General features: G+C 53.6%; 20 protein-coding genes, 1 riboswitch and 1 other annotated feature. Of the genes, 14 read left to right on the forward strand and 6 right to left on the reverse strand.

Features of this window, described 5'->3' with window-relative positions:
• The first annotated feature begins 94 nt into the window (after positions 1-94).
• The 5 genes from ACZ2GZ_RS05120 (at position 95) to ACZ2GZ_RS05140 (ending at position 5,092) form a co-directional block, all read left to right on the forward strand.
• Entirely contained in the window at positions 95-1,093 is a 999-nt protein-coding gene (locus ACZ2GZ_RS05120; RefSeq protein WP_214714536.1) for a Gfo/Idh/MocA family protein, read from the forward strand.
• Between the two features lie 68 nt (positions 1,094-1,161).
• The gene (locus ACZ2GZ_RS05125; protein ID WP_021065546.1) at positions 1,162-2,325 is read left to right on the forward strand and encodes an iron-containing alcohol dehydrogenase; all 1,164 of its coding nucleotides are present in this window, start codon (positions 1,162-1,164) and stop codon (positions 2,323-2,325) included.
• A 106-nt stretch (positions 2,326-2,431) separates the two neighbouring features.
• Positions 2,432-3,784, forward strand: coding sequence for a glucose-6-phosphate isomerase (locus tag ACZ2GZ_RS05130; protein ID WP_214801428.1), 1,353 nt, complete (start codon positions 2,432-2,434; stop codon positions 3,782-3,784).
• Between the two features lie 98 nt (positions 3,785-3,882).
• On the forward strand, positions 3,883-4,356 hold the full coding sequence (gene ytkD / locus ACZ2GZ_RS05135; RefSeq protein WP_021065548.1) for an RNA deprotection pyrophosphohydrolase: 474 nt from the start codon (positions 3,883-3,885) through the stop codon (positions 4,354-4,356).
• Entirely contained in the window at positions 4,337-5,092 is a 756-nt protein-coding gene (locus tag ACZ2GZ_RS05140; RefSeq protein WP_021065549.1) for an alpha/beta hydrolase family protein, read from the forward strand. The genes ytkD and ACZ2GZ_RS05140 overlap by 20 nt, the downstream gene beginning before the upstream one ends.
• 34 nt (positions 5,093-5,126) lie before the next feature.
• Here the strand turns inward: ACZ2GZ_RS05140 and pckA are convergent, their stop codons facing one another.
• A complete protein-coding gene (gene pckA, locus ACZ2GZ_RS05145; protein ID WP_029595139.1) occupies positions 5,127-6,698 on the reverse strand; it encodes a phosphoenolpyruvate carboxykinase (ATP) in 1,572 nt (523 codons plus the stop codon).
• 315 nt (positions 6,699-7,013) lie between these two features.
• A riboswitch (SAM riboswitch) is annotated at positions 7,014-7,133 on the forward strand.
• Between the two features lie 132 nt (positions 7,134-7,265).
• On the opposite strand from pckA, the gene metK reads away from it, so the two are divergent.
• Positions 7,266-8,474, forward strand: a complete 1,209-nt coding sequence (metK, locus tag ACZ2GZ_RS05150) for a methionine adenosyltransferase (RefSeq protein WP_021065551.1) — start codon at positions 7,266-7,268, stop codon at positions 8,472-8,474.
• Positions 8,475-8,513: 39 nt separating this feature from the next.
• Here the strand turns inward: metK and ACZ2GZ_RS05155 are convergent, their stop codons facing one another.
• Complete coding sequence (locus ACZ2GZ_RS05155) at positions 8,514-9,011, reverse strand: hypothetical protein (protein WP_214714542.1); 498 nt, start codon at positions 9,009-9,011, stop codon at positions 8,514-8,516.
• A gap of 164 nt (positions 9,012-9,175) precedes the next feature.
• On the opposite strand from ACZ2GZ_RS05155, the gene ACZ2GZ_RS05160 reads away from it, so the two are divergent.
• Both ACZ2GZ_RS05160 and ACZ2GZ_RS05165 read left to right on the forward strand, forming a co-directional pair.
• Positions 9,176-9,646 carry a GNAT family N-acetyltransferase gene (locus tag ACZ2GZ_RS05160; protein WP_029595141.1) on the forward strand — a complete coding sequence of 157 codons (471 nt, stop codon included), beginning with the start codon at positions 9,176-9,178 and terminating at the stop codon, positions 9,644-9,646.
• 89 nt (positions 9,647-9,735) lie between these two features.
• Entirely contained in the window at positions 9,736-10,452 is a 717-nt protein-coding gene (locus tag ACZ2GZ_RS05165) for an alpha/beta fold hydrolase (protein WP_021065554.1), read from the forward strand.
• Positions 10,453-10,484: 32 nt separating this feature from the next.
• Here the strand turns inward: ACZ2GZ_RS05165 and mnmM are convergent, their stop codons facing one another.
• Positions 10,485-11,057: a tRNA 5-(aminomethyl)-2-thiouridylate-methyltransferase MnmM gene (gene mnmM / locus ACZ2GZ_RS05170; protein WP_214714544.1), complete on the reverse strand. Its 573-nt coding sequence runs from the start codon at positions 11,055-11,057 to the stop codon at positions 10,485-10,487.
• Entirely contained in the window at positions 11,011-11,988 is a 978-nt protein-coding gene (gene mnmL / locus ACZ2GZ_RS05175; protein WP_029595143.1) for a tRNA modification radical SAM protein MnmL/YtqA, read from the reverse strand. Before mnmL ends, mnmM begins: the two co-directional genes overlap by 47 nt.
• Positions 11,989-12,164: 176 nt before the next feature.
• On the opposite strand from mnmL, the gene ACZ2GZ_RS05180 reads away from it, so the two are divergent.
• The 4 genes from ACZ2GZ_RS05180 to ACZ2GZ_RS05195 all read left to right on the forward strand — a co-directional run bounded on the left by ACZ2GZ_RS05180 (position 12,165) and on the right by ACZ2GZ_RS05195 (position 17,745).
• On the forward strand, positions 12,165-13,355 hold the full coding sequence (locus ACZ2GZ_RS05180; RefSeq protein ID WP_051627705.1) for an MDR family MFS transporter: 1,191 nt from the start codon (positions 12,165-12,167) through the stop codon (positions 13,353-13,355).
• A 42-nt stretch (positions 13,356-13,397) separates the two neighbouring features.
• Positions 13,398-13,616, forward strand: a binding site (T-box leader).
• A gap of 38 nt (positions 13,617-13,654) precedes the next feature.
• On the forward strand, positions 13,655-16,060 hold the full coding sequence (leuS, locus tag ACZ2GZ_RS05185) for a leucine--tRNA ligase (protein WP_029595145.1): 2,406 nt from the start codon (positions 13,655-13,657) through the stop codon (positions 16,058-16,060).
• 117 nt (positions 16,061-16,177) lie between these two features.
• Positions 16,178-17,218, forward strand: coding sequence for a hypothetical protein (locus tag ACZ2GZ_RS05190; RefSeq protein ID WP_214714546.1), 1,041 nt, complete (start codon positions 16,178-16,180; stop codon positions 17,216-17,218).
• A 14-nt stretch (positions 17,219-17,232) separates the two neighbouring features.
• Entirely contained in the window at positions 17,233-17,745 is a 513-nt protein-coding gene (locus tag ACZ2GZ_RS05195) for a pyrophosphohydrolase domain-containing protein (protein WP_214714548.1), read from the forward strand.
• Positions 17,746-17,789: 44 nt separating this feature from the next.
• On the opposite strand, the gene ACZ2GZ_RS05200 is transcribed toward ACZ2GZ_RS05195, so the two are convergent.
• Positions 17,790-19,064, reverse strand: a complete 1,275-nt coding sequence (locus tag ACZ2GZ_RS05200; RefSeq protein ID WP_214714550.1) for a BaiN/RdsA family NAD(P)/FAD-dependent oxidoreductase — start codon at positions 19,062-19,064, stop codon at positions 17,790-17,792.
• Positions 19,065-19,192: 128 nt separating this feature from the next.
• On the opposite strand from ACZ2GZ_RS05200, the gene ACZ2GZ_RS05205 reads away from it, so the two are divergent.
• Complete coding sequence (locus ACZ2GZ_RS05205; protein ID WP_470295577.1) at positions 19,193-20,890, forward strand: putative polysaccharide biosynthesis protein; 1,698 nt, start codon at positions 19,193-19,195, stop codon at positions 20,888-20,890.
• On the forward strand, positions 20,890-21,600 hold the full coding sequence (locus ACZ2GZ_RS05210; RefSeq protein WP_131471312.1) for a pseudouridine synthase: 711 nt from the start codon (positions 20,890-20,892) through the stop codon (positions 21,598-21,600). The genes ACZ2GZ_RS05205 and ACZ2GZ_RS05210 overlap by 1 nt, the downstream gene beginning before the upstream one ends.
• An 84-nt stretch (positions 21,601-21,684) precedes the next feature.
• Here the strand turns inward: ACZ2GZ_RS05210 and ACZ2GZ_RS05215 are convergent, their stop codons facing one another.
• Positions 21,685-21,906 (reverse strand): DeoR family transcriptional regulator, encoded by a 222-nt coding sequence (locus tag ACZ2GZ_RS05215; protein WP_081637897.1) that lies wholly within the window; start codon positions 21,904-21,906, stop codon positions 21,685-21,687.
• Between the last annotated feature and the right edge of the window lie 153 nt (positions 21,907-22,059).

Raw genomic sequence — 22,059 nt, forward strand, 5'->3', positions numbered from 1 at the left:
GTGATTGAGACGACCTGCCCTGTGCAGGTCGTCTTTTTTTTGTACAGGAAATGTCCCACACGTTCACGAACAGTACAGAAAAGGAGTGAGGACCATGAAAATCGGAATCATCGGTACGGGCGGGATTGCCAAGACCGCCCACATCCCGCAATACATCGCAGCAGGCGCAGACGTCGTCGCCGTCATGAATAGGACACGCGAACGCGGGGCGGCGGTGGCGAAGCAGTTCGGAATCGAACGGGTGTACGAGACGGTCGAGGAGATGCTCGCCGAAGAGACACTCGATGCGGTCAGCATCTGTACACCGAACGCCTTACATAAACAACAAGTCATTGCCGCACTCGAGGCCGGCTGTCACGTCCTCTGCGAGAAACCGCCGGCCATCTCGGCTTACGAGGCGAACGAGATGCTAGAAGCGGCCAGACGAGCTGAGCGAACCCTTCATTATGGCTTCCATTACCGGCATCGGTCGGATACCCAACTATTGAAGCGGATGATCGAGGCGGGTGAACTCGGACACATCTATGCCGCGACCGCGCTCGCCCTTCGGCGCCGTGGCATCCCGGGATGGGGCGTGTTCACGAATAAAGAGTTGCAGGGCGGCGGCGCACTGCTCGATATCGGGGTGCATATGCTCGACCTTGCCCTCTATTTGATGGATTATCCGAAGCCGGTCGATGTGGTCGGTCACGTCGGTCAATATCTCGGAACACGACCTGGTGTCGGGCTGATGGGCGATTGGGACGCGGACGCGTTTTCGGTCGAAGACACGGCGCGGGCGATGGTCACGTTCGATAATGGGGCATCCTTGTTCTTAGACGCGAGTTTCATGGCCAACGTCGACGCGGCGGACACGATGCGGGTCGAACTGCGTGGAACGAACGGTGGCGCGTCGCTGTTCCCACTCGTCATCCATACGGAAGAGCACGGGGCGTTGTTCGATAAGACACCGGCTCACCTCGCGCTCGAAGACCCGTATGCGAGACAGATTCACACGTTTCTCGAGGCGTGTCGTCAGGAGCCGTCGTACCAGCAAGCGGAACAGGCGGTGACGCTCCATACAATCATCGACCGCATCTACGCTCAGGCCTGATTGCTTTTCAATCACAAAAAACAGGGTATATAGTGTAGGTGTTACATATTTTCGAAGGAGGATGAATTATGCACAACTTTGAATACAAAAACCCGACGAAACTTATTTTCGGGACTCATCAAATCGAAAAACTCGCGAGCGAGTTACAGGCGCTTGACGCCAAGAAAGTGATGCTCGTCTATGGAGGCGGGAGCATCAAAAAGAACGGCACGTACGAAGAAGTCGTGGCCGAGTTAAACAATGCTGGGATCGATTACGTCGACTTCTCAGGCGTCGAGCCGAACCCGCGCATCGAGACGGTACGTCGCGCGGTCAAACAAGCACGCGAAGAGAACATCGACGCGTTGCTCGCGGTTGGCGGTGGTTCGGTCATCGATTGTACGAAACTCATCTCGGCGGCCATCCCGTATGAAGGCGATGCTTGGGATATCGTGCTTCGCGACCACATCCCGACAGAAGCGGTCCCGTTCGGTACGGTGCTCACGCTAGCGGCGACTGGTTCTGAAATGAACTCGGGCTCGGTCATCACGAACTGGGAGACGCAAGAGAAATATGGTTGGGGTCACCCGCTCGTCTATCCGACGTTCTCGATTCTCGATCCGCGTTATACGGTATCGGTACCGAAAGATCAAACGATTTACGGTATCGTCGACATGATGAGCCATTGCTTCGAGCAATACTTCCACCCGAACCATGCGCCGGTCCAAGAGCGTATGACGGAAGGTGTGTTGAAAGCGGTCGTCGAATCGGCACCGAAACTCGTCAATGACTTGGAGAACGTCGACTTGCGCGCCATCATCTTGTTCGCCGGAACAATCGCCTTGAACGGTGTGCTCCAAATGGGCGCCTCGGGCGACTGGGCGTCACACAACATCGAGCATGCGGTCTCGGCTGTCCATGACATTCCACACGCAGGCGGACTCGCAATCTTGTTCCCGCGCTGGATGGAGCATGTGCTTGAAGAAGACAACGCTGCTCGATTTGCACGCCTCGGGACGGAAGTGTTCAACGTTGAACCGGCCAGTAACGATCTTGAGACGGCGAAACGGACGATTGCAGCTGTCCGCGCCTTCTTCGACGAGCTCGGTGCACCAAGCTCACTCCGTGACTATGACATCGATGAATCGACATTTGACGCCATCCTCGACTCGGCGATGAAACGAGGCGCATTCGGTCGCTTCCGTACGCTCGAACGTGAAGACGTCGCAGCGATTCTTGAACTGAGCAAATAAGGCGATTTCATGCCTATTTTGCAATAATGATTGAACGAATCCGACGTTTCCGTTTATGATGGGTCATGTATGGCTCTTCAATGAGCGATTTAAAGGAGGAAATGACATGTCAACAGTACGTTTCGATTATTCAAACGCCCTGTCTTTCGTCGGGGAACATGAAGTCGATCAATTGCAAGAAACCGTGAAAGCAATGCATTCGGTCATTCATGACCGCAGTGGGGCAGGTAGCGATTTCCTTGGGTGGGTCGACCTTCCAACAAACTACGATACGGATGAGTTTGCTCGCATCAAAGCGGCTGCGGAACGAATCCGTGAAAATTCGGACGTCCTCGTCGTCGTCGGAATCGGTGGATCATACCTCGGCGCACGCGCGGCAATCGAGATGCTCCAACATTCATTCTTCAACGTGTTATCTAAGGAAGAACGCAACGCACCACAAGTCTTCTTCGCCGGCCACAACATCTCGTCGACATACTTGACGGAGTTGCTCCAAGTGCTCGAAGGCAAGGACGTCTCAGTCAACGTCATCTCGAAATCGGGAACGACGACTGAACCGGCCATCGCGTTCCGTGTCCTCAAACAGTTCATGGAAGACAAGTATGGTCAAGATGGCGCACGTGAACGCATTTATGCGACGACAGACCGTGCCCGTGGCGCCTTGAAGACGCTCGCGGATGCAGAAGGCTACGAGACGTTCGTGATTCCAGATGACGTTGGAGGTCGTTTCTCGGTGCTCACACCGGTCGGACTCCTTCCGATCGCGGCAGCAGGCATCGACATCGACGCCCTCATGGAAGGTGCACGCGATGCCCAAACGGCTTACTCGTCTCCGAACTTGGCGGAAAACGAAGCGTACCAGTACGCGGTCGTCCGTAACGCTTTATATGCGAAAGGCAAGTCGATCGAGTTGCTCGTCAACTACGAACCAGCCTTGCATTACGTATCGGAGTGGTGGAAACAGCTTTATGGCGAGTCAGAAGGGAAAGACAACAAAGGGATTTTCCCGGCGGCAGTCGACTTCTCGACGGATCTCCACTCGATGGGACAATACATTCAGGAAGGTCGTCGTGACTTGTTCGAGACGGTTATCCGTGTCACGAACGTCCGTCACGCGATGAACGTGCCGGAAGATTCACAAGACCTCGATGGCTTGAACTTCCTCGCTGGTGAGACGATTCAATTCGTCAACGACAAGGCAGCTGAAGGAACACTCCTCGCCCACACGGACGGAGAAGTCCCGAACCTCGTCGTCGAATTGCCAGAGATGACGCCGTACCACCTCGGTTACTTGTTCTACTTCTTCGAGAAGGCATGCGCGATGAGCGGATACATCCTCGGAGTGAATCCGTTCAACCAACCAGGCGTTGAAGCGTATAAAGCGAACATGTTCGCGTTGCTTGGAAAACCAGGTTACGAAGAGCAAAAAGCTGAGCTTGAAAAGCGCTTGAACCAATAATTTTGAGTAGGTCCGCTCCGGCGGGCCTATTTTTTTGTTTGAAACTAGTGGAAGACAAGGTAAAGTGAGAGTAGACAGGGGAAAGAAAGGGATGGACTATGTTGACATTCACGGACTACTATCACAATAAAGTCGAGTTGAGCTTTGCGCACTATCCATTTTCGGATACACCGCTCCACGTCTGGGTCGTCGCTCGCTTTGAAAATCAATGGGTGCTGACGAAGCACAAGCAGCGCGGGCTCGAGTTTCCGGGTGGGAAAGTCGAACCCGGCGAACACGAGGATGACGCCGCGATTCGGGAAGTGTATGAAGAGACGGGCGGTGTCGTGAAGACGCTCCATTATCTCGGCCAATATCGCGTGCTTGGGCGTGGCGACACGGTCATTAAAAATATTTATTTCGCCGAAATCGAACGTTTCGACGATCATCCGGCGGTCGACGAGACCGATGGGGCCGTCCTTATGAAGGAATTGCCGACGAATCTGCTCCGGAACAATCGGTACAGCTTCATGATGAAAGACCGGGTGCTCCCGGAAACGATGAAGGTGCTCTATGAAAAACAATTGGTTTGACAAGGTCGAGGTCCTGCCGCCGTACGCCGGTTATCCGGTCCATCGTGGCTGGTATGCGACGCGTGACGGTGAGGACGTCGTCGCCTATACGATCACACCGAAACGGCCGAACGGACATGTCCTGTTCTATCTGCGCGGCGGAACAGGACGCATCGGGGATGTGCGTTTGCCCCGGTTGATGCAGTTCGCTGCCAAAGGTTTTCACGTCGTGGCGCCCGTTTACCGGGGTAACCATGGCGGGAGCGGGAAAGAGGACTTCGGCGGCGCCGATCTAGAGGACGTCCTGTCTCTCTACGATCGTGTCCGTCGAACGGATACGTTCATTCATGCCCTTGGTTTCTCGCGCGGGGGCATGATGGCGTTGTCGCTCGCCGCGGAACGACCGCTCACGTCCGTCACGTCATGGGCGGGTGTGACCAATCTCGAGTGGACGTATGAAGAACAGCGTTCGATGCGGAAGATGTTGCGCCGTATGACCGGGGGCGACCCGGAAGCGGCCCGTGCCGCTTATGTTGAGCGCTCGCCGCTCTACAAGGAATGGGATGCACCGACGTTGTTGATTCACGGCACCGATGATGAACAAGTCCGCCTGCGCCATGCGACGGCGGTAGCGGAACGGATGGGGGAGCGGGCCGAACTTTGGGTCGTCCCGTTCGCCCATCAACTCCCGTTTTGGGAAAAATGGAAGACGACCGATGCGGCGATGGAATGGATGCTCGCCAACTCAAAAAAATGAGACGCTGCCGAATCGGCAATCGTCTCATTTTTCGTTATACGATGATTGGTCCGGCCGCAACGACCGCCTCACTCGCTTTCGTGAATCGTTTGAAATTGTCCTGGAACTTCCGGGCGAGCGCCGTTGCTTCGGCATCGTAGCGCGCTCCGTCTTTCCATGTGTCCCGCGGATTGAGCACGTCGCCTGGCACGCCGTCAATGTGGCGTGGAATCTCGACATTGAAAATGTCGTGGCGCGTCGTCTCGACGTCACGCAATTTGCCGTTGACCGCCGCGTTCACCATCGCCCGTGTATAGGCGAGCTTCATCCGTGATCCTTCTCCGTACGCGCCGCCGGTCCAACCCGTGTTGACGAGATAGACGTCGACGTCGTGCTTCTCAATCAGCGTACCGAGCATGTCCGCATAGCGCTCCGGTGCGAGCGGCAAGAACGGTGACCCGAAGCAGGTCGAGAACGTCGCCTGTGGTTCAGTGACGCCGCGCTCCGTGCCGGCGAGTTTTGACGTATACCCTGACAAGAAGTGGTACATCGCCTGCTCTTTCGTCAATTTGCTGATTGGAGGCAATACCCCGTATGCATCGGCCGTCAAGAAGACGATCGTGTTCGGATGACCGGCCCGTGACGGAAGCATCGCGTTATCGATGAATTGAATCGGATAGGCGGCCCGTGTGTTCTCGGTGAGCGAGATATTCTTATAATCCGGTGCCCGGTTCTCGTCTAAGACGACGTTCTCAATCAATGAGCCGAAACGGATGGCATCGTAGATTTCCGGCTCGTTCTCGCGCGACAAATTGATCGTCTTCGCGTAGCAACCGCCCTCGATATTGAAGACGCCGTCGGGTGACCAACCGTGCTCGTCATCCCCAATCAAATGGCGTTCCGGGTCGGCCGACAGTGTCGTCTTCCCAGTTCCCGATAGACCGAAGAAAAGGGCCGTCTCGCCGGCGTCCGATACGTTCGCCGAGCAGTGCATCGATAACACATGTTGTTCCGGCAACAGGAAGTTCATGACCGAGAAAATCGATTTTTTAATCTCGCCGCCGTATTCTGTTCCCCCGATCAGAATGGTCCGCTTGGCGAATGAGACGAGAATGAACGTTTCGGAGTTCGTCCCGTCGATGACTGGATCGGCCTTATAACTCGGTGCATAGATGACCGTGAAGGGCTCGAAGGCACCTTTCGTCGGCCATTCACGCAAGAACAACTGTTTGGCGAACAAATTGTGCCACGCGTATTCCGTGATGGCACGGACCGGGAGCGTATAGTGCTCGTCTGCCCCCGCAGACGCCTCGAGATAATAGAGCTTGTCTTTCGTTTCGAGGTGCGTCAACACTTTGTCGAGTAGCGCGGTGAACTTCTCTTCCGCGATCGGTTGGTTGACTGGACCCCAGTCTACTAAATGATTGCTGACTTCATCTTGCACGACGAATTTGTCTTTCGGTGACCGTCCTGTGAATTTCCCAGTACTGACCGATAAAGCCCCGTCTTTCGTCAGTACGCCCTCACCGTTGCGAATGGCTTCTTCCACCAGTTCTGGAACCGTCAAGTTCCGCATCATGTCGGCACCTTTAATTAATTCTTCGATTTTCAGGAGCGTTGTCGCCATCCTGAATCCCACCTTTCCCCTAAATAGATGTGGATGAAATCCGCATACTTCCGCGTTTAATCAGTATGACGTTTTTATTATATGTGACATACTAATCAAAAACAAGCATTTTTTACCCTTTAAAGTAAGCGCTTTCTTACATTGTCATTCTAACATATTCTGTATCAGGTCATAGTACAAAAACCAAAACGGACAAAAAAATGTTTGATATTTCACAAACATAACTATTTGACCGTTTGTGAAAAGTTTGACGAATTCGGTCGATACGCTTGACAGAACGGGGTGTCATTTATATGATGGTCTTCGTAACGGATACTCTTATTCTGAGCGGTGGAGGGAACAAGGCCCTACGAAGCCCAGCAACCGTCCGAGTTTTCATTGTTATTCGGAAAAGGTGCTATCCTGAAGCGAAGCGTAAGCTTCGAACGATAAGAGGGTAAGGAAGAACGATTCAACCTTTCCCATTTGAACATGGCGAGAGGTTTTTTTCATTACCGTCCCAAAGCAACGCGTAAGGGGAACGAGTACCGTCCACACATCACCCTTTATTATAGGAGGTTTTTCGAAATGGCAAACTTGAACCGTCGACTTTTCACTTCGGAGTCCGTCACGGAAGGACATCCGGATAAAATTTGTGACCAAATCTCAGATGCGATTTTGGATGCAATTTTAGCTGAAGATCCAAACGCCCGCGTTGCGGCTGAGACGTCTGTCACAACAGGTCTCGTGCTCGTAGCAGGTGAAATCACAACATCAACTTACGTGGATATCCCGAAAGTTGTTCGTGAAACTGTTCGTGAGATCGGCTACACACGTGCGAAATATGGTTTCGATGCAGAGACTTGTGCTGTCCTCACATCGATCGATGAGCAATCGGTAGACATCGCGCAAGGTGTTGACCAAGCGCTCGAAGCTCGTGAAGGACAAATGACTGAAGAAGAAATCGATGCAATCGGTGCTGGTGACCAAGGTCTCATGTTCGGTTACGCAACAAAAGAGACGCCGGAACTCATGCCGCTCCCGATTTCACTCGCTCACAAATTGTCACGTCGTTTGGCAGAAGTTCGTAAGAACGGCACGCTCGCTTACCTTCGCCCAGACGGTAAGACACAAGTGACAGTCGAATACGACGAAGCGAACAACCCAGTTCGCATCGACACAATCGTCATCTCGACACAACACGCGGAAGACATCACGCTCGAGCAAATCCAAGCTGATTTGAAAGAGCACGTCATCGATGCAGTCATCCCGGCTGAACTCATCGACGCGGACACGAAATACTTCATCAACCCGACTGGCCGCTTCGTAATCGGTGGACCACAAGGGGATGCAGGTCTCACAGGACGCAAAATCATCGTCGATACGTACGGTGGATACGCTCGTCACGGCGGCGGCGCGTTCTCAGGTAAAGATCCTACCAAAGTTGACCGTTCAGCAGCGTATGCAGCTCGTTACGTGGCGAAAAACCTCGTTGCAGCGGGACTTGCTGACAAAGCAGAAGTTCAACTTGCTTACGCAATCGGTGTTGCTCACCCGGTATCGATCGCGGTTGATACGTTCGGCACAGGCAAATTGAGCGAGACTGAGCTCGTCGAACTCATTCGTGAGAACTTCGACCTCCGTCCGGCCGGCATCATCAAGATGCTCGACCTTCGTCGCCCAATCTACAAGCAGACAGCAGCTTACGGCCACTTCGGTCGTACAGACGTTGAACTCCCATGGGAGCAAACGGACAAAGCGGCAGTGCTCGAAGAAGGCGCGAAACGTTTCGCATAAGCATAGAAAAACGACCTTTCACTCGAAAGGTCGTTTTTTTTAGGCTTGCGGCTTGTCTTCAGTTGTTGAGTTCTCTTTGCCAAGTGCCGTATCTTTCGCTTCGACGACTTTCTCGCCAATCGATTGTAAATCCGATTTCGCTTCTTGTGCCGTCCCGACGACTTTGTTCACGTCTTGTTTGACCGTGTCGACTTCACCGGCGACTTTTTCATAGACGTTTTGCACGTCGGTCGCGACGTCTTGAATGACCTCGGTCGCTGCTTTCACTTGACCGATGACTTGTGACGCCGTTCCGGCCGGGTCTTGTTTGACCGTGTCGACGAGACCGCCGACCGATGACTTCGCGCTCGAGAACGATTGTTTCGTGTTCTCACGGTTTGACGTGCTAAGTAAGGCGAGTAGGCCGCCGACGAGGGCGCCGAGGAGCATCCCGGTCACGACTGTGATTTTTGGGCCTCCTGTGTTCGTCTGTTCAAACTGACGGTTCGGATGATTGGCTTGCTCGACTTGTGGATCGTGTTGTAGTTTCGGTTCCATGGTAACACTCCTTTTTATAAGTTGGCATTGATACTCTTATACCCGACACAAAATGGAAAATAACGTCTTCCTTCATTTCGACATCAAAAAGTAATGAACGGGCAGGATATTTTTTTGCCGATGGGGAATGTTACTACTAGATTGGCCAAAAGGGGGATGCCGTTATGAAGATTCGAGAAGCCGTGCCAGAAGATGCCGCCACCATCCGCGACATTGCGCTCGCGACGGTCAGTGAACGAGACGAGGTTCGTTCGAAAGTAATGGAACGCGCCTATCAACAAGAAGAGATCGTCCGCGCCATCAGTTCAAGCGAGGAAGCGAAAGAGCAGTTGTTCATTGTCGGTGAGGCCGAAGGCGACGTCATCGGCTTCTATCACGCCATCGACCGCGGGGACACATGGGAAGTACTCCGTCTCTATCTTCATCCGGCTCATCACCGCCAAGGCCTAGGGACGGCACTGTTGTCGCATCTACGGGAACGGAAAGTCCAACCGATCGAGCTGTACGTCGAAAGCTCGAACGAGCAAGCCATCGCTTTTTTGAGTCATGAGGCGTTCATCGAACTGAATCGAATCCAAGAAGAAGTATACGATCAACCGATGGAACTGATTCATTTACGGTACGACCCGCGCTAAGACCCTAGACGGATTTTCAACCAAACATCAGTCTCGGCTGATGTTTTTTGTTAGTATAAAGATATGTGATAACAAAATGAGGTGACAGCATGGCTTATGAAGAAGAATCACGAAAAGGGGTCATCGTGATCGTGTATCCGCTCCAGTTCACGTCGCGTTTGAGTGAGGCGTTTTTAGGACGGTTGCGGGACGAGTATGAAGTCCTCGTCGTGACCGGCCAGACGGTCGGTTTGACGGCGGAAGACCATAAATTGTTAATCAAGAACACGTTACGTGAGGCGAGTCAGTACAAGCTGCCGATTCACGTCATCGCGTTCAGTCTCGGGGCGTTGTTGACGAACCGCTTGCTCCAGGAATATGACGTGCCGCTCGGCAGTCTGACGTACATCTCACCGCTGTTCGACTGGCATCCGTCCCGCCAAATCGGCGGACTGAAACAAGTCGTGGCCAGTGCGGTCGACCGTTTCCGTCCTGACCTTCCGCTCGGCATGATGACGTTCATGGGTGGCGGGGAAGAGTCGTCGCGCTTCGGGGAGATCACGTACGGTCAATACCGTGAAATCGAAGAGGAAATCGTCGAGCATCAAGAAGAGAAGAAACATCTGCCGCGTCTGCCGCTCGCTTGTTTCTACGCACCGGACGATCGCTTCGCCGATGTGAAATTGACACTCAACGTCTGCCGGAAAATCGGCGGCGACCAAGTGTATATTCGTCGGCTCGAAGGGTTCCCGCACTTCGGCTATGAACGATTGAATACGAAGTTCGCGGAGACGCTCATCACGTTTTATGAATTGATTCGAGAATGAAATCAGGCGACTCGCATGAGTCGCCTGTTTTTTTATGCTCGTTTTTCAATCGCCACGATGAACGGGGGATGATTGATTTGATTGATGAAGCCGTAACGGAGGACGCCGGCCCGTTTTTGATCGATTGATTCGACATAGGCTAGCACTTCGTCGCGCTCGACTTTGCCGCTCTCATGGCCGTGATAGATGACGACGACGATGACGCCGCCGACGGCCATGACATCGAGCAGTTGCTCGAGGGCGTCGATGGTCGTATTGCCGGTCGTCGTGACCGACTTGTCGCTTCCCGGTAAATAGCCGAGATTGAACACGGCCGCTGTGATTGGGCGTGTCTCGTCTGCCACGATGTCCCGGACCGTGTCGTGGCTATCATGAATGACGGTGACACGGTCCGTCAATGTTGCTTCCTCGATACGAGTCCGTGTTGCCTCGACCGCCGCGGCTTGAACGTCGAACGCATAGACATGTCCCGTCGCTTCGACGAGTTCGGCTAAAAACAATGTGTCGTGCCCGTTGCCGGCCGTCATATCGATGGCGACGGCACCTGGCGTCACATGTTCACGAAGTAGGTATTTCGCGAACGGTAAAACTCTCATTAATCCCATGGCTCTCATCCTTCTTTTTTCCTTGGAAAGAATCACGACGCATTAATTCGGCATCGATGGCGTTTAGGACGGCCATCTTGTGCCGGCTCCACGTCGGACCGATCAACAGATCGGGTGGACCGTCACCGGTCAGACGATGGATGACCATCTCGGGCGGTAATACTTCCAATTGATCACAGACGAGCGAGACGTAAGTCGTCTCGTCCATGAGCTCGAGCAGTCCTTTTTCGTATTGTCTGGCGAGCGGGGTCTGCTTCAAGACGTGGAGCAAATGGATCTTGATTCCTTGTACGTCCATTTTAGCAACTTCTCGCGCCGTGTCGAGCATCATCTCCGTCGTCTCGCCCGGCAGGCCGTTGATGATATGGACAACGACGCTGATTTGGCGTCGCCGGAGTTTGTCGAGTCCTTCCAAGAACGTCTTGTAGTCGTGACCACGATTGATTTTCCTCGCCGTCGCATCGTGAATCGTCTGCAGGCCGAGTTCGACCGTGAGAGATGTCCGTTCATTCAACTCGGCGAGATAGTCGACGACGTCGTCTGGCAGACAGTCCGGTCGGGTCGCAATCGATAGACCGACGACACCGTCCTCCGCGAGGGCGGGCTCAAACAATTCCCGGAGCCGGGCGACGGGGGCATACGTGTTGCTGAACGCTTGGAAGTAGGCAATGTAACGGGCGTGTTTCCATTTTCGGTGCAGCCGCGCCTTCACTTCGGCGAATTGGACCGAAATCGGATCACAGGCATTGCCTGCGAAGTCGCCACTTCCGTCATCCGAGCAGAACGTACACCCGCCCTTCGAGACGAGCCCGTCCCGGTTCGGACAAGTGAAGCCGCCGTCGAGCGGTACTTTGAACACTTTTCCGCCGAACTCGCGGCGATATGCTTCATTTAATTTGTGATATTTGGCTTCGCCAAACGGGTTTTGCATGAATATCCTCTCCTTCTTTGCTCATGCTATCACAAAGATAAGTCACCGTTATTTCATAATAAGTAATTTTTCTTGACAGTTATGAGGCGTTCCGTTAGCTTGGAGGAGGACTTATTTTTGATTCGGCCGTCGTGCCGAATTTTTATCGTTTAACGGGTAGGAAAGGAGTAACTGGTATGAACAACAAAATGCCGATTTCGGTATGGATTTTGGTCATCGCGATGGCGCTCAATACGACGGCGGCGTCTTTTTTATGGCCATTTAACACACTCTATATAAATGGATATTTAGGCGAGTCAATGACGCTCGCAGGGATGGCGTTGCTCGTTAACTCGGCGCTCGCCATTGCCGGGAACTATATCGGGGGGACGCTGTTTGACCGGATCGGCGGGAAGCGGACGCTCATCCTCTCGGTCGGCCTATTGCTCGTGAGCTCGCTCGGGTTCTTGTTGTTCCATGCCACGTTCCTCGGCTACTTGGGCTGGCTCGGCTTAATCGGGTTCTCCGGCGGTCTCGTCTTCCCGACGGTATACGCCTTTGCCGGCTTGATTTGGCCGGAAGGTGGACGCCGTTCGTTCAACGCGATTTACGTCGCTCAAAACGTCGGGGTCGCCCTCGGGACAGCGATGAGCGGACAGATTGCGCGCATCGATATCGAGTTGATTTTCTACGCCAACTTCTTCTTATCGGTCTTATTCGTCGTCGTCCTCTTATTCGGGCTCCGTTATTTGAAAGACCCGGCACGTCCGGTCGTCCAGTCGCAGCTTGAGGCTGCGGCGACGACGTTATCGAGTGCGACGATGAAATCGATGTGGTTCGTCGCCATCGGCTACGCGGCCCTTTGGTTCGTTTACGTGCAGTGGCAAGGGACAATCGCCGTCCATTCGAAAGACCTTGGCGTGACAATCAGCCAGTATTCACTCCTTTGGACGGTGAACGGAGCCTTGATCGTGTTCGCTCAACCGCTCCTCAACCGGGCGCTTCGTTACTTTGAAGATGATTTGAAGAAGCAACTCATCGTCGGCGCCGTCATTTTCCTCGCTGCCTTCGCGGTCGTCCCGTTCGCGGGGGGCTTCACGATGTTCATGGTCGCGATGATCGTCATGACGATCGGGGAGATGTTCATTTGGCCGGCCGTTCCGACGATTGCCGCGAAACTCGCACCGCCGGGGAAAGCAGGTCAGTTCCAAGGACTCGTCAATATCGCGGCCTCGGTCGGTCGGATGATCGGTCCGACCGTGTCGGGTCTCGTCTATGACGTATTCGGCATCGGTGCCGTCTTTACAATGCTATTCTTGCTCACGGCCATCGCGCTCGCGTTCTTCATTTTCATGAAGGACATCCGAGTACCTGAAAAATCAAGTTGACGCTCTAAAACAGATTGGGCTAAAATGAACGAGTGAGATCATACACATGCGTAGAAGAGGAATAGTATCGTGACGTCTGTATTTGTAGAGAGCCGGTGGGTGGTGTGAACCGGTATATGGACCGCGAGAACTCGCCTTGGAGCAGTTCGCCTGAACGAACAGTAGGGTGAACCGGAGTTACGCCTCGTTACCGGCGTCTCAAGTGGCAGAAATGCAACATGGGTGGTACCGCGGAAAGCTTTCAAGCCTTTCGTCCCATTACCGGGGCGGAAGGCTTTTTATTATGCAGAGGAGGATGAATGTTGGACTATTTTAAACATCAAGACATCGAGCCGAAATGGCAAAAGCGTTGGGACGAGAAAGATGCATTCCGGACGACAGAAGACCCGGACAAGGAGTGTTTCTACGTCCTTGACATGTTCCCTTATCCATCAGGAGCCGGACTTCACGTCGGTCACCCGGAAGGTTACACGGCGACGGACATCATCGCCCGCATGAAACGGATGCAAGGCTTCAACGTCCTCCATCCAATGGGTTGGGACGCGTTCGGTCTTCCGGCCGAGCAATATGCCCTCGACACAGGGAACGACCCGCGCGAGTTCACAGAGCGCAACATCGGCACATTCCGCCGCCAATTGAAAGAGCTCGGTTTCTCATACGATTGGGATCGTGAAATCAGCACGACCGACCCGAAATACTACAAGTGGACGCAATGGATCTTCACACAACTCCATGACCGCGGACTCGCCTACGTCGACGAAGTCGCCGTCAACTGGTGCCCGGCCCTCGGGACGGTACTCGCCAACGAAGAAGTCATCGACGGATTGTCGGAGCGGGGAAGCCACCCGGTTTACCGTGTGCCGATGAAGCAGTGGGTGCTTCGTATCACAGAATACGCCGAGCGGTTGCTCGATGATTTAGAAGGGCTTGACTGGCCAGACAGCGTCAAAGAGATGCAACGCAACTGGATCGGCAAGTCGGTCGGGGCCGAAGTCGATTTCAAAGTCGACGGTCACGATAAAGTCGTGACGGTGTTCACAACACGTCCGGACACACTTTACGGCGCGACATACGTCACGCTCGCACCGGAGCACCCGTTTGTGAAAGCAATCGCGACACCGGAACAAGTCGTCGCCATCGAAGCGTACGTCGAAGAAGTCTCGAAAAAGACAGACCTCGAACGGACGGATCTCGCCAAGGAGAAGACGGGTGTATTTACCGGCGCTTACGCCATCAACCCGGTCAACGGGGAGAAGCTTCCGATTTGGATCGCTGACTACGTGTTGTCGACATACGGCACGGGCGCGGTCATGGCCGTACCTGGACATGATGAGCGCGACTATGAGTTCGCGAAGACGTTCGACCTTCCGATCCGTGAAGTCGTCACAGGCGGCAACTTGGATGAGGCGGCTTACGTCGAGGACGGCGTCCACGTCAACTCAGGCAGCTTGGACGGCCTCAATAAAGCCGACGCGATCGCCAAAATCATCGAAGAACTCGAACTCGCCGGCACTGGCCGTGCGAAGACGACGTATCGTCTCCGCGATTGGTTGTTCAGCCGTCAACGCTATTGGGGCGAGCCGATTCCAATCATTCATATGGAAGACGGTACGCTCAAGACCGTTGCGATTGAAGAGCTTCCGCTCGAACTCCCGATTATCGATGAAATCAAGCCGTCGGGTACGGGAGAATCACCGCTTGCGAACGCCGACGAGTGGTTGACGTACACGGATCCTGTGACCGGTGAGAAGGGGCGTCGCGAGACGAACACGATGCCGCAATGGGCCGGTAGCTGCTGGTACTACATTCGCTTCATCGATCCGCACAATGAAGACATGATTGCGGATCCAGAGAAGTTGAAGCGTTGGCTTCCGGTCGACTTATATATCGGTGGTACGGAGCACGCGGTCCTACACTTGCTCTACGCTCGCTTCTGGCATAAAGTGCTCTATGATATCGGCATCGTTCCAACGAACGAGCCATTCCAAAAGCTCTATAACCAAGGGATGATTCTCGGTGAGAACAACGAAAAGATGTCGAAGTCAAAAGGGAACGTCGTCAACCCGGACGATATTATCAAATCGCACGGTGCTGACACGCTTCGCCTTTACGAGATGTTCATGGGACCGCTCGACGCAGCCATCGCTTGGTCGACGAACGGCCTTGACGGCGCTCGTCGCTTCCTTGACCGCGTCTGGCGCTTGTTCGACCAGACGGAGCTCACGGACGGCGCTCCGACGGCCGACTTCGAACGGACGTACCATCAGACGGTGAAGAAAGTGACAGAAGACTACGAGGCGCTCCGTTTCAACACGGCAATCTCGCAACTCATGGTCTTCATCAACGAGGCGTACAAACAAGACACGCTTCCAAAACAAGAGATGGTCAACTTCATCAAGATGCTGTCCCCAGTCGCGCCACACTTGGCCGAAGAGTTATGGGAACGTCTCGGCATGACAGAAGACTTGACGTACGCGGCATGGCCGACGTTCGATGAGTCGAAACTCGTCAGCGACACGATTGAAGTCGTCATCCAAGTGAACGGGAAGCTTCGTGCGAAGATGCACGTGGCCCGCGACGCTTCGAAAGAAGCGCTCGAGGCCGATGCGCTTGCGAACGAACGCGTTCAAGAGTTCACGGAAGGAAAGACGGTCCGCAAAGTGATCGTCGTTCCAGGAAAACTCGTCAATATCGTCGTTGGATAAGCAAAGGAATGTGTGACATTGTCACACGTTCCTTTCTTTTTCGTCATGTCGTTTTCTTTTCGGGTCGGGTTTGTTACACTAAAGGGCGATACTGCATATAAAGGGGACGAAACGTCCATGAAACGTTCATACGTACTATATACGACGCTATTTGCCGTCGTCGTCGGAGTGATTTTATGCTATGTGTTCGTCTTTTCGGACGAGGACATCCAAAGCCAAATCGCCTCGACGTTTGAGAAAATCGATATTCAAACGAGCCATCAATCGACTTCGGTACCTCCCGTCGAGGCCTCGCCGGACGAGGAGGACATCGATACGACCGATGCCCTCGAACAGATTCAAGAGATTGATGAAGTGTACTATAGTGACACGATCGGATCGTATCTCGTCTTGACGAAAAATAAAGAGTTCTTCGAAGTGAGCGGGAACGCCAATCGCGTGAATGCGTCGCTCATATTGGAGAACGAAGGGCAACCCTATCGGTTCGGCGAGTTCATCGGCATGCGCATGATTTCCGAGGAAAAGATATATGCCGTCACGGCGAACGGGGTTCTCGTGACAATCGAGCGGGTAGAAGGCCGTTGGACGGAACAACGACGCAAATTGATTAAAGGAATCGCCTCGACAGATCGGTTGTTCGGCCTCGGTTACGATGAAGAGACGAAACGATTGATTATCATGAGCCGTTTGGAGGACACGCCGGATGTAGAACTGTTGTACGTCCAAGAGCGGACGCTCGAGGAAGAGACGGTCGACGACAGTGGGGCGGAAACGGATACATCGTCGGAAACCGATTCAGACGACGATTCGACATCGACGACAGATGAAGCAGATGCTGAAGCAGCACCGGAACCGAAGACGGAATGGGCTGTCGAGTCGAGAAAACCGCTCACGACCGAAGGAATGAGCGCCTCGATTCAACAGAAGTTCGAGAACTTCCGCGGTGTCGGCCTCGTCGAACGCCAAGGGCGCATTTACGTCCTTGATTCGGAAGAACTCGTCCTCTATACGGTCAACCCGGACGAAGGGACGATGAACGGGCAGATGGTGACACCCCGCGTCTACGGCTCGACCGGCATGTTCCTGCAAGACAATGAGATATTCGCCATCGTGCGACCAGATGTGTTCGACCTTGACGATTTCGTCTCGGTCGACTGATAGGAGAGAATGAGATGAGCAAACGTTACTTTTATGAAGAGGTTCGCCAGTTCCACGAGACGTTCGGACACCCGGAGGCGAGTGCACCGCAACCGCTTAGCTTAGACCGTGCTGTCAAACGTTCGGTCTGGACGGCAGAAGAAGCTGTCGTCGAATTTTTACATCAATCGGCACGGAATGAAGAAGAGTTCCTCGCTGCCGTCGCCACGTTCCAACAAGGATTCGAACAGGCGGTTCAAAAATCGCTCCAAGACGCACCGCCGACGGACGACGTCGCGCGTCTCGTTGGACAAGGTGATGCGCTTACGGACGCCCTCTATTTCGTGATGGGCAGTTTCGTCGAACTCGGGCTCGACCCGGTTCCGTTGTTTGAAATCGTGCAGCGTGCCAATATGGCGAAGCTCGGACCAGACGGTAAGCCGATTCTCCGTGCGTCAGACAATAAAGTCATGAAGCCGGAAGGCTGGTTGCCACCCGAGCCAGAGCTCGAGGCGGAAGTAAGACGTCAACTTGAAGCAAAACAGTGACACTAAAAAGAGAGCCGATCGCACGTGCGATCGACTCTCTTTGTTTATACGGTCGTCTGTTCCGCGAACTGTGCCGCGTGTGAACCGGCACAGTGTCCGGTCGTGAAGGCGGCCGTGATGTTATAACCACCCGTATAGCCGTGAATATCGAGCACTTCGCCGGCGAAGAACAAGCCGTCTGCTTTCTTCGACATCATCGTTTGTGGGGCGATTTCTTTGACGGAAACGCCGCCGCCCGTGACGAACGCTTTATCGAAATCGAGCGTTCCGGTGGCGTGCAACTCGAACGTCTTCAATCGGGTCGCGAAATCGATGACCGATTGTTTCTTCAGTTGGCTCGCGTCCTCTTCGCCGAACGCGAGGTCGGCCAACAACAAGTCGAGCATCCGTTCTGGGATGAACCCTTTCCAGACGTTCTTGACGGCCCGCTTCGGTTGGTCTTGCACTTGGTTCCAAAGCTCTTGATACAGCTCGTCACGTGCCATGTCCGGGAACAAGTCGAGCGAGAGGGCGACGACGCGCTCTTTGCTACGTTTGCGTTCTTTAATCGTATATTGACTGCACCGGAGGGCAATCGGACCCGAAATCCCGAAATGCGTGAAAATCATGTCGCCGCGGTGTGTCTTAATCGGCTTGCCTTTCTTGCCGTGTACGGTGAGGGCGACATCACGGAGTGACAGCCCCTGCAGCTGTTTCGTGCCGATGAACGCATCGTTCAACAAAATCGGTACTTCAGTCGGGAACAGCTCGGTGATCGTATGGCCGGCTTTCTCGGCCCATGGATAGCCGTCCCCGGTCGAGCCGGTGTGAGGGACAGATTGTCCACCGACGGCGATGACGCAAGCGCCGGCCTCAATCCGCTCGCCGTCCTCGAGTTCGACCGCTTCGAACTCATTTGCTTCATTAAAATGGAGCGTCTTCACTTTCGCATTTTTGCGAATCTCGACACCGAGTTGGTCGATGGCCCTGAGGAGCGTGTTGACGACGTCTTGCGCTTTATCCGTCACCGGGAACATCCGGCCATTATCTTCCTCTTTTAAAGGGATGCCGAACCCGGTGAACAAGTCGATAATCGACTGGTTGTCGAACTGGGCGAGGGCGCTATATAAGAAGCGTCCGTTCCCCGGGATGAATTGAATCAACTCGTCGACGGGCTTGCGGTTCGTCACGTTACAGCGTCCTCCGCCAGAAATGGCGAGCTTGCGTCCGAGCTTCGAACCTTTATCAATTAGGAGCGTGTTCGCTCCGGCTTTAGCGGCGGCATAGGTCGCCATCAGACCGCTTGGGCCTCCTCCGATGACGATTACATCTTTCCTCATGGTATCCCTCGTTTCTCTTTCAAATCAAATTCGTAACTTTATTATCTGCAACAGTAAGAGTATAATGAGAAACGGTCGTTTTGTAAAATTAGGTACATTAGTTGTGAAACAATAGATGGAGGTATCTCATGTCATCAAGCGTCAAACAAGATTCAGGACGAGAGTCCTTCGTCAAAGGCACGCTGCTGCTGTCAGCCGGAAATTTGATTTCACGTGCACTCGGACTGCTCTATACGTTCCCGTTCCAAGCGATGGTCGGGATTGCCGGTGTCACGCTCTATCAGGCGGCGTACACCTATTATGCGCTCATGATCGCCATTTCGACGGCGGGGATTCCCGTGGCCGTATCGAAATTCATCGCCAAGTATAATGCGCTCGGCGAATATGGCACGAGTCAGCGCTTGTTCCGCCAAGGGATGAAGCTGATGCTCGTGACCGGAGTCGTCGCTTTTTTATTACTGTTCTTCTCAGCACCGTGGTTATCGGAACTCATGGTCCGCAACTCGGAGAACAATCAGCAATATATCGACTCGTTGACGCTCGTCACGCGTAGCGTCAGTTTCGCTCTCCTGCTCATCCCAGCGATGAGTATGGTGCGCGGCTATTTCCAAGGACATCAGGACATGGCCCCGACGGCCATCTCCCAGGTCATCGAACAGATCGTCCGCATCATGTTCCTCCTCAGTGGGACGATGCTCGTCTTGTTCGTCTTCTCGGACTCGGCACTCATTCGTCCGCTCGCTGACTCGCTCGGTGGCACCGCTGCCGTGGCGACGACCGAGTTGAACGGTTTGAAAGTGCTCGCCGTCACGATTGCGACGTTCAGCGCCTTTATCGGTGCGATTGGGAGTATCGTCGTGCTCGCCATGTACTGGCGCAAACGGAAAGACATCCATCGTCAAACCGATAATCCGGCCGGCACACCGGTCCGTTCGATGAAATCACTATTGCTCGAGTTGCTCAGCTATTCGATTCCAATCGTCATGGTCGGTCTGTCGACGCCGCTCTATCAGTTCGTCGACCAGTTGACGATGGTCAATGCGTTGCTCAACTCTGGGAAGTCGGTCGCCGAAGCGACGTCCGCGTTCGGATTCTTGACGGGGAACGCCCATAAAATCGTGTTGATTCCGGTATCGATTGCGGCGAGTGTGTCGATGGCGACCATCCCGCTCGTGACAAAATCGTTCACGCACGGCGATATGAACAAAGTTCGCAATCAAGTGAACCATATTTTCCAAGTATCGTTCTTTGTCACCATCCCGGCCGTCATCGGATTGGTCGCGCTCGCGGAGCCGTTGTTCGGGACGTTGTTCCCAGGTGACCGCGAAGGGTGGGTCTACCTGCTCCACTACGCACCGAGTGCGTTCTTCCTCGCTTATTACTCGGTGGCGGCGGCCATCCTGCAAGGGATCAACCGTCAATATTTCACCATCTTCGCGACGGCGATGGGTCTCATCACGAAAGCTGTGCTCAACGTACCTTTCGTGTATGCACTCGGCGGGATCGGCGCTGGTTATGCGACGATCGCCGGTTATATCGTCGCGATTATCCTCATGGTTTGGAAAATCCAACGGGCGCTCCAGTTTCCGTATAAGCAACTGTTGCGTCGGACGATGCTCATGTTTGCCATGGGTGGCGCGATGTTTATCGCCGTGTATGGTTCGCTGTTCGTCACGCTCCGGAATGAACCGAGTTGGGGCAATGATATCGTTGCCACGATCGTCGGTTTCGGAATCGGTCTCGTCGTATACGGCTATCTCGGTTGGAGAAGCCACTTGGCCGGAAAACTATTAGGGAAACGATTCCAGTATCGGAGGAAAGCTTAATGCGAATTGATAAATTATTGGCGAACATGGGATACGGTTCGCGCAAAGACGTCAAGATTTTACTGAAACAAGGGGTTGTCCGTGTCGATGACCAACCTGTCAAAGACGCGAAACGTCAAGTCAACCTTGAAACGGAACGGGTGACCGTGCAAGGCGAGGTCGTCGAGTACAAACCGTTCGTCTACTTGATGATGAACAAGCCGGCAGGTGTCATCAGTGCGACCGAGGATAAGGTCGAATCGACGGTCGTCGATTTGATTGACCCGTCCTACGCCCATTACGAGTTGTTCCCGGTCGGACGTCTCGACAAGGACACGACCGGTCTGTTGCTTCTCACAAACGATGGGGCGTTCAATCATGCGCTCATGTCACCGCGTAAGCATGTCGACAAAGTGTATGTCGCCGAAGTTGACGGGGAGATGACGACAGACGATGTCCGTCACTTCGCCGAGGGTGTCGAGCTTGAGGACGGCTATACGACGAAACCGGCCCGACTTGAGCTCATCAGCAAATCCGGACGTCGTTCGACGGTCCGTCTGACGCTCTCGGAAGGGAAGTATCATCAAGTAAAACGGATGATTGCCGCGGTCGGGAAACACGTCGAGCAGCTCGAACGGGTCCAAATCGGCGCACTCGAGCTCGACCCGACGCTCGAACCCGGGGCGTATCGGGAGTTGAGCGAAGAGGAAGTCGACTTGTTCTTCACATGAAATGAAGGCACGTGTCAGCCGACACGTGCCTTTTTGGGCGCAAAAAAAAGGGACCCGTTGCCGGAATCCCTCGTAACTTGTTATTTAATTTGCCGTCTTGAGCGAACGTTTTGATGATGTCCACGTTCCGCGACTCGGACTTTCAACCAGATTGTTGTATTCAAGCACGTTCAAATCACGCTGTACGGTGCGTGATGTGATCCCGAACTCCTCTACTAGTTCAGAAGTGGTGACGCATTCCCTTTCGTTAATGAACAAATAAATGGACTTGATGCGGGTTAGCATACGATCTGTTGAACCTTTCATTGGATAACCTCCCAATGCGTAGAATGATGAAAGACAAAACCTACGGACGACAAATGAAATATGAAATTGTTATTTTCTAAAATTACACCTTTAGTATACCGCTCCTGCATAGAATTGCAAGGGAAAAGAACGAACAATCGAAATGTAAAGAAA

It is taken from the genome of Exiguobacterium sp. KKT215 (assembly GCF_055635335.1).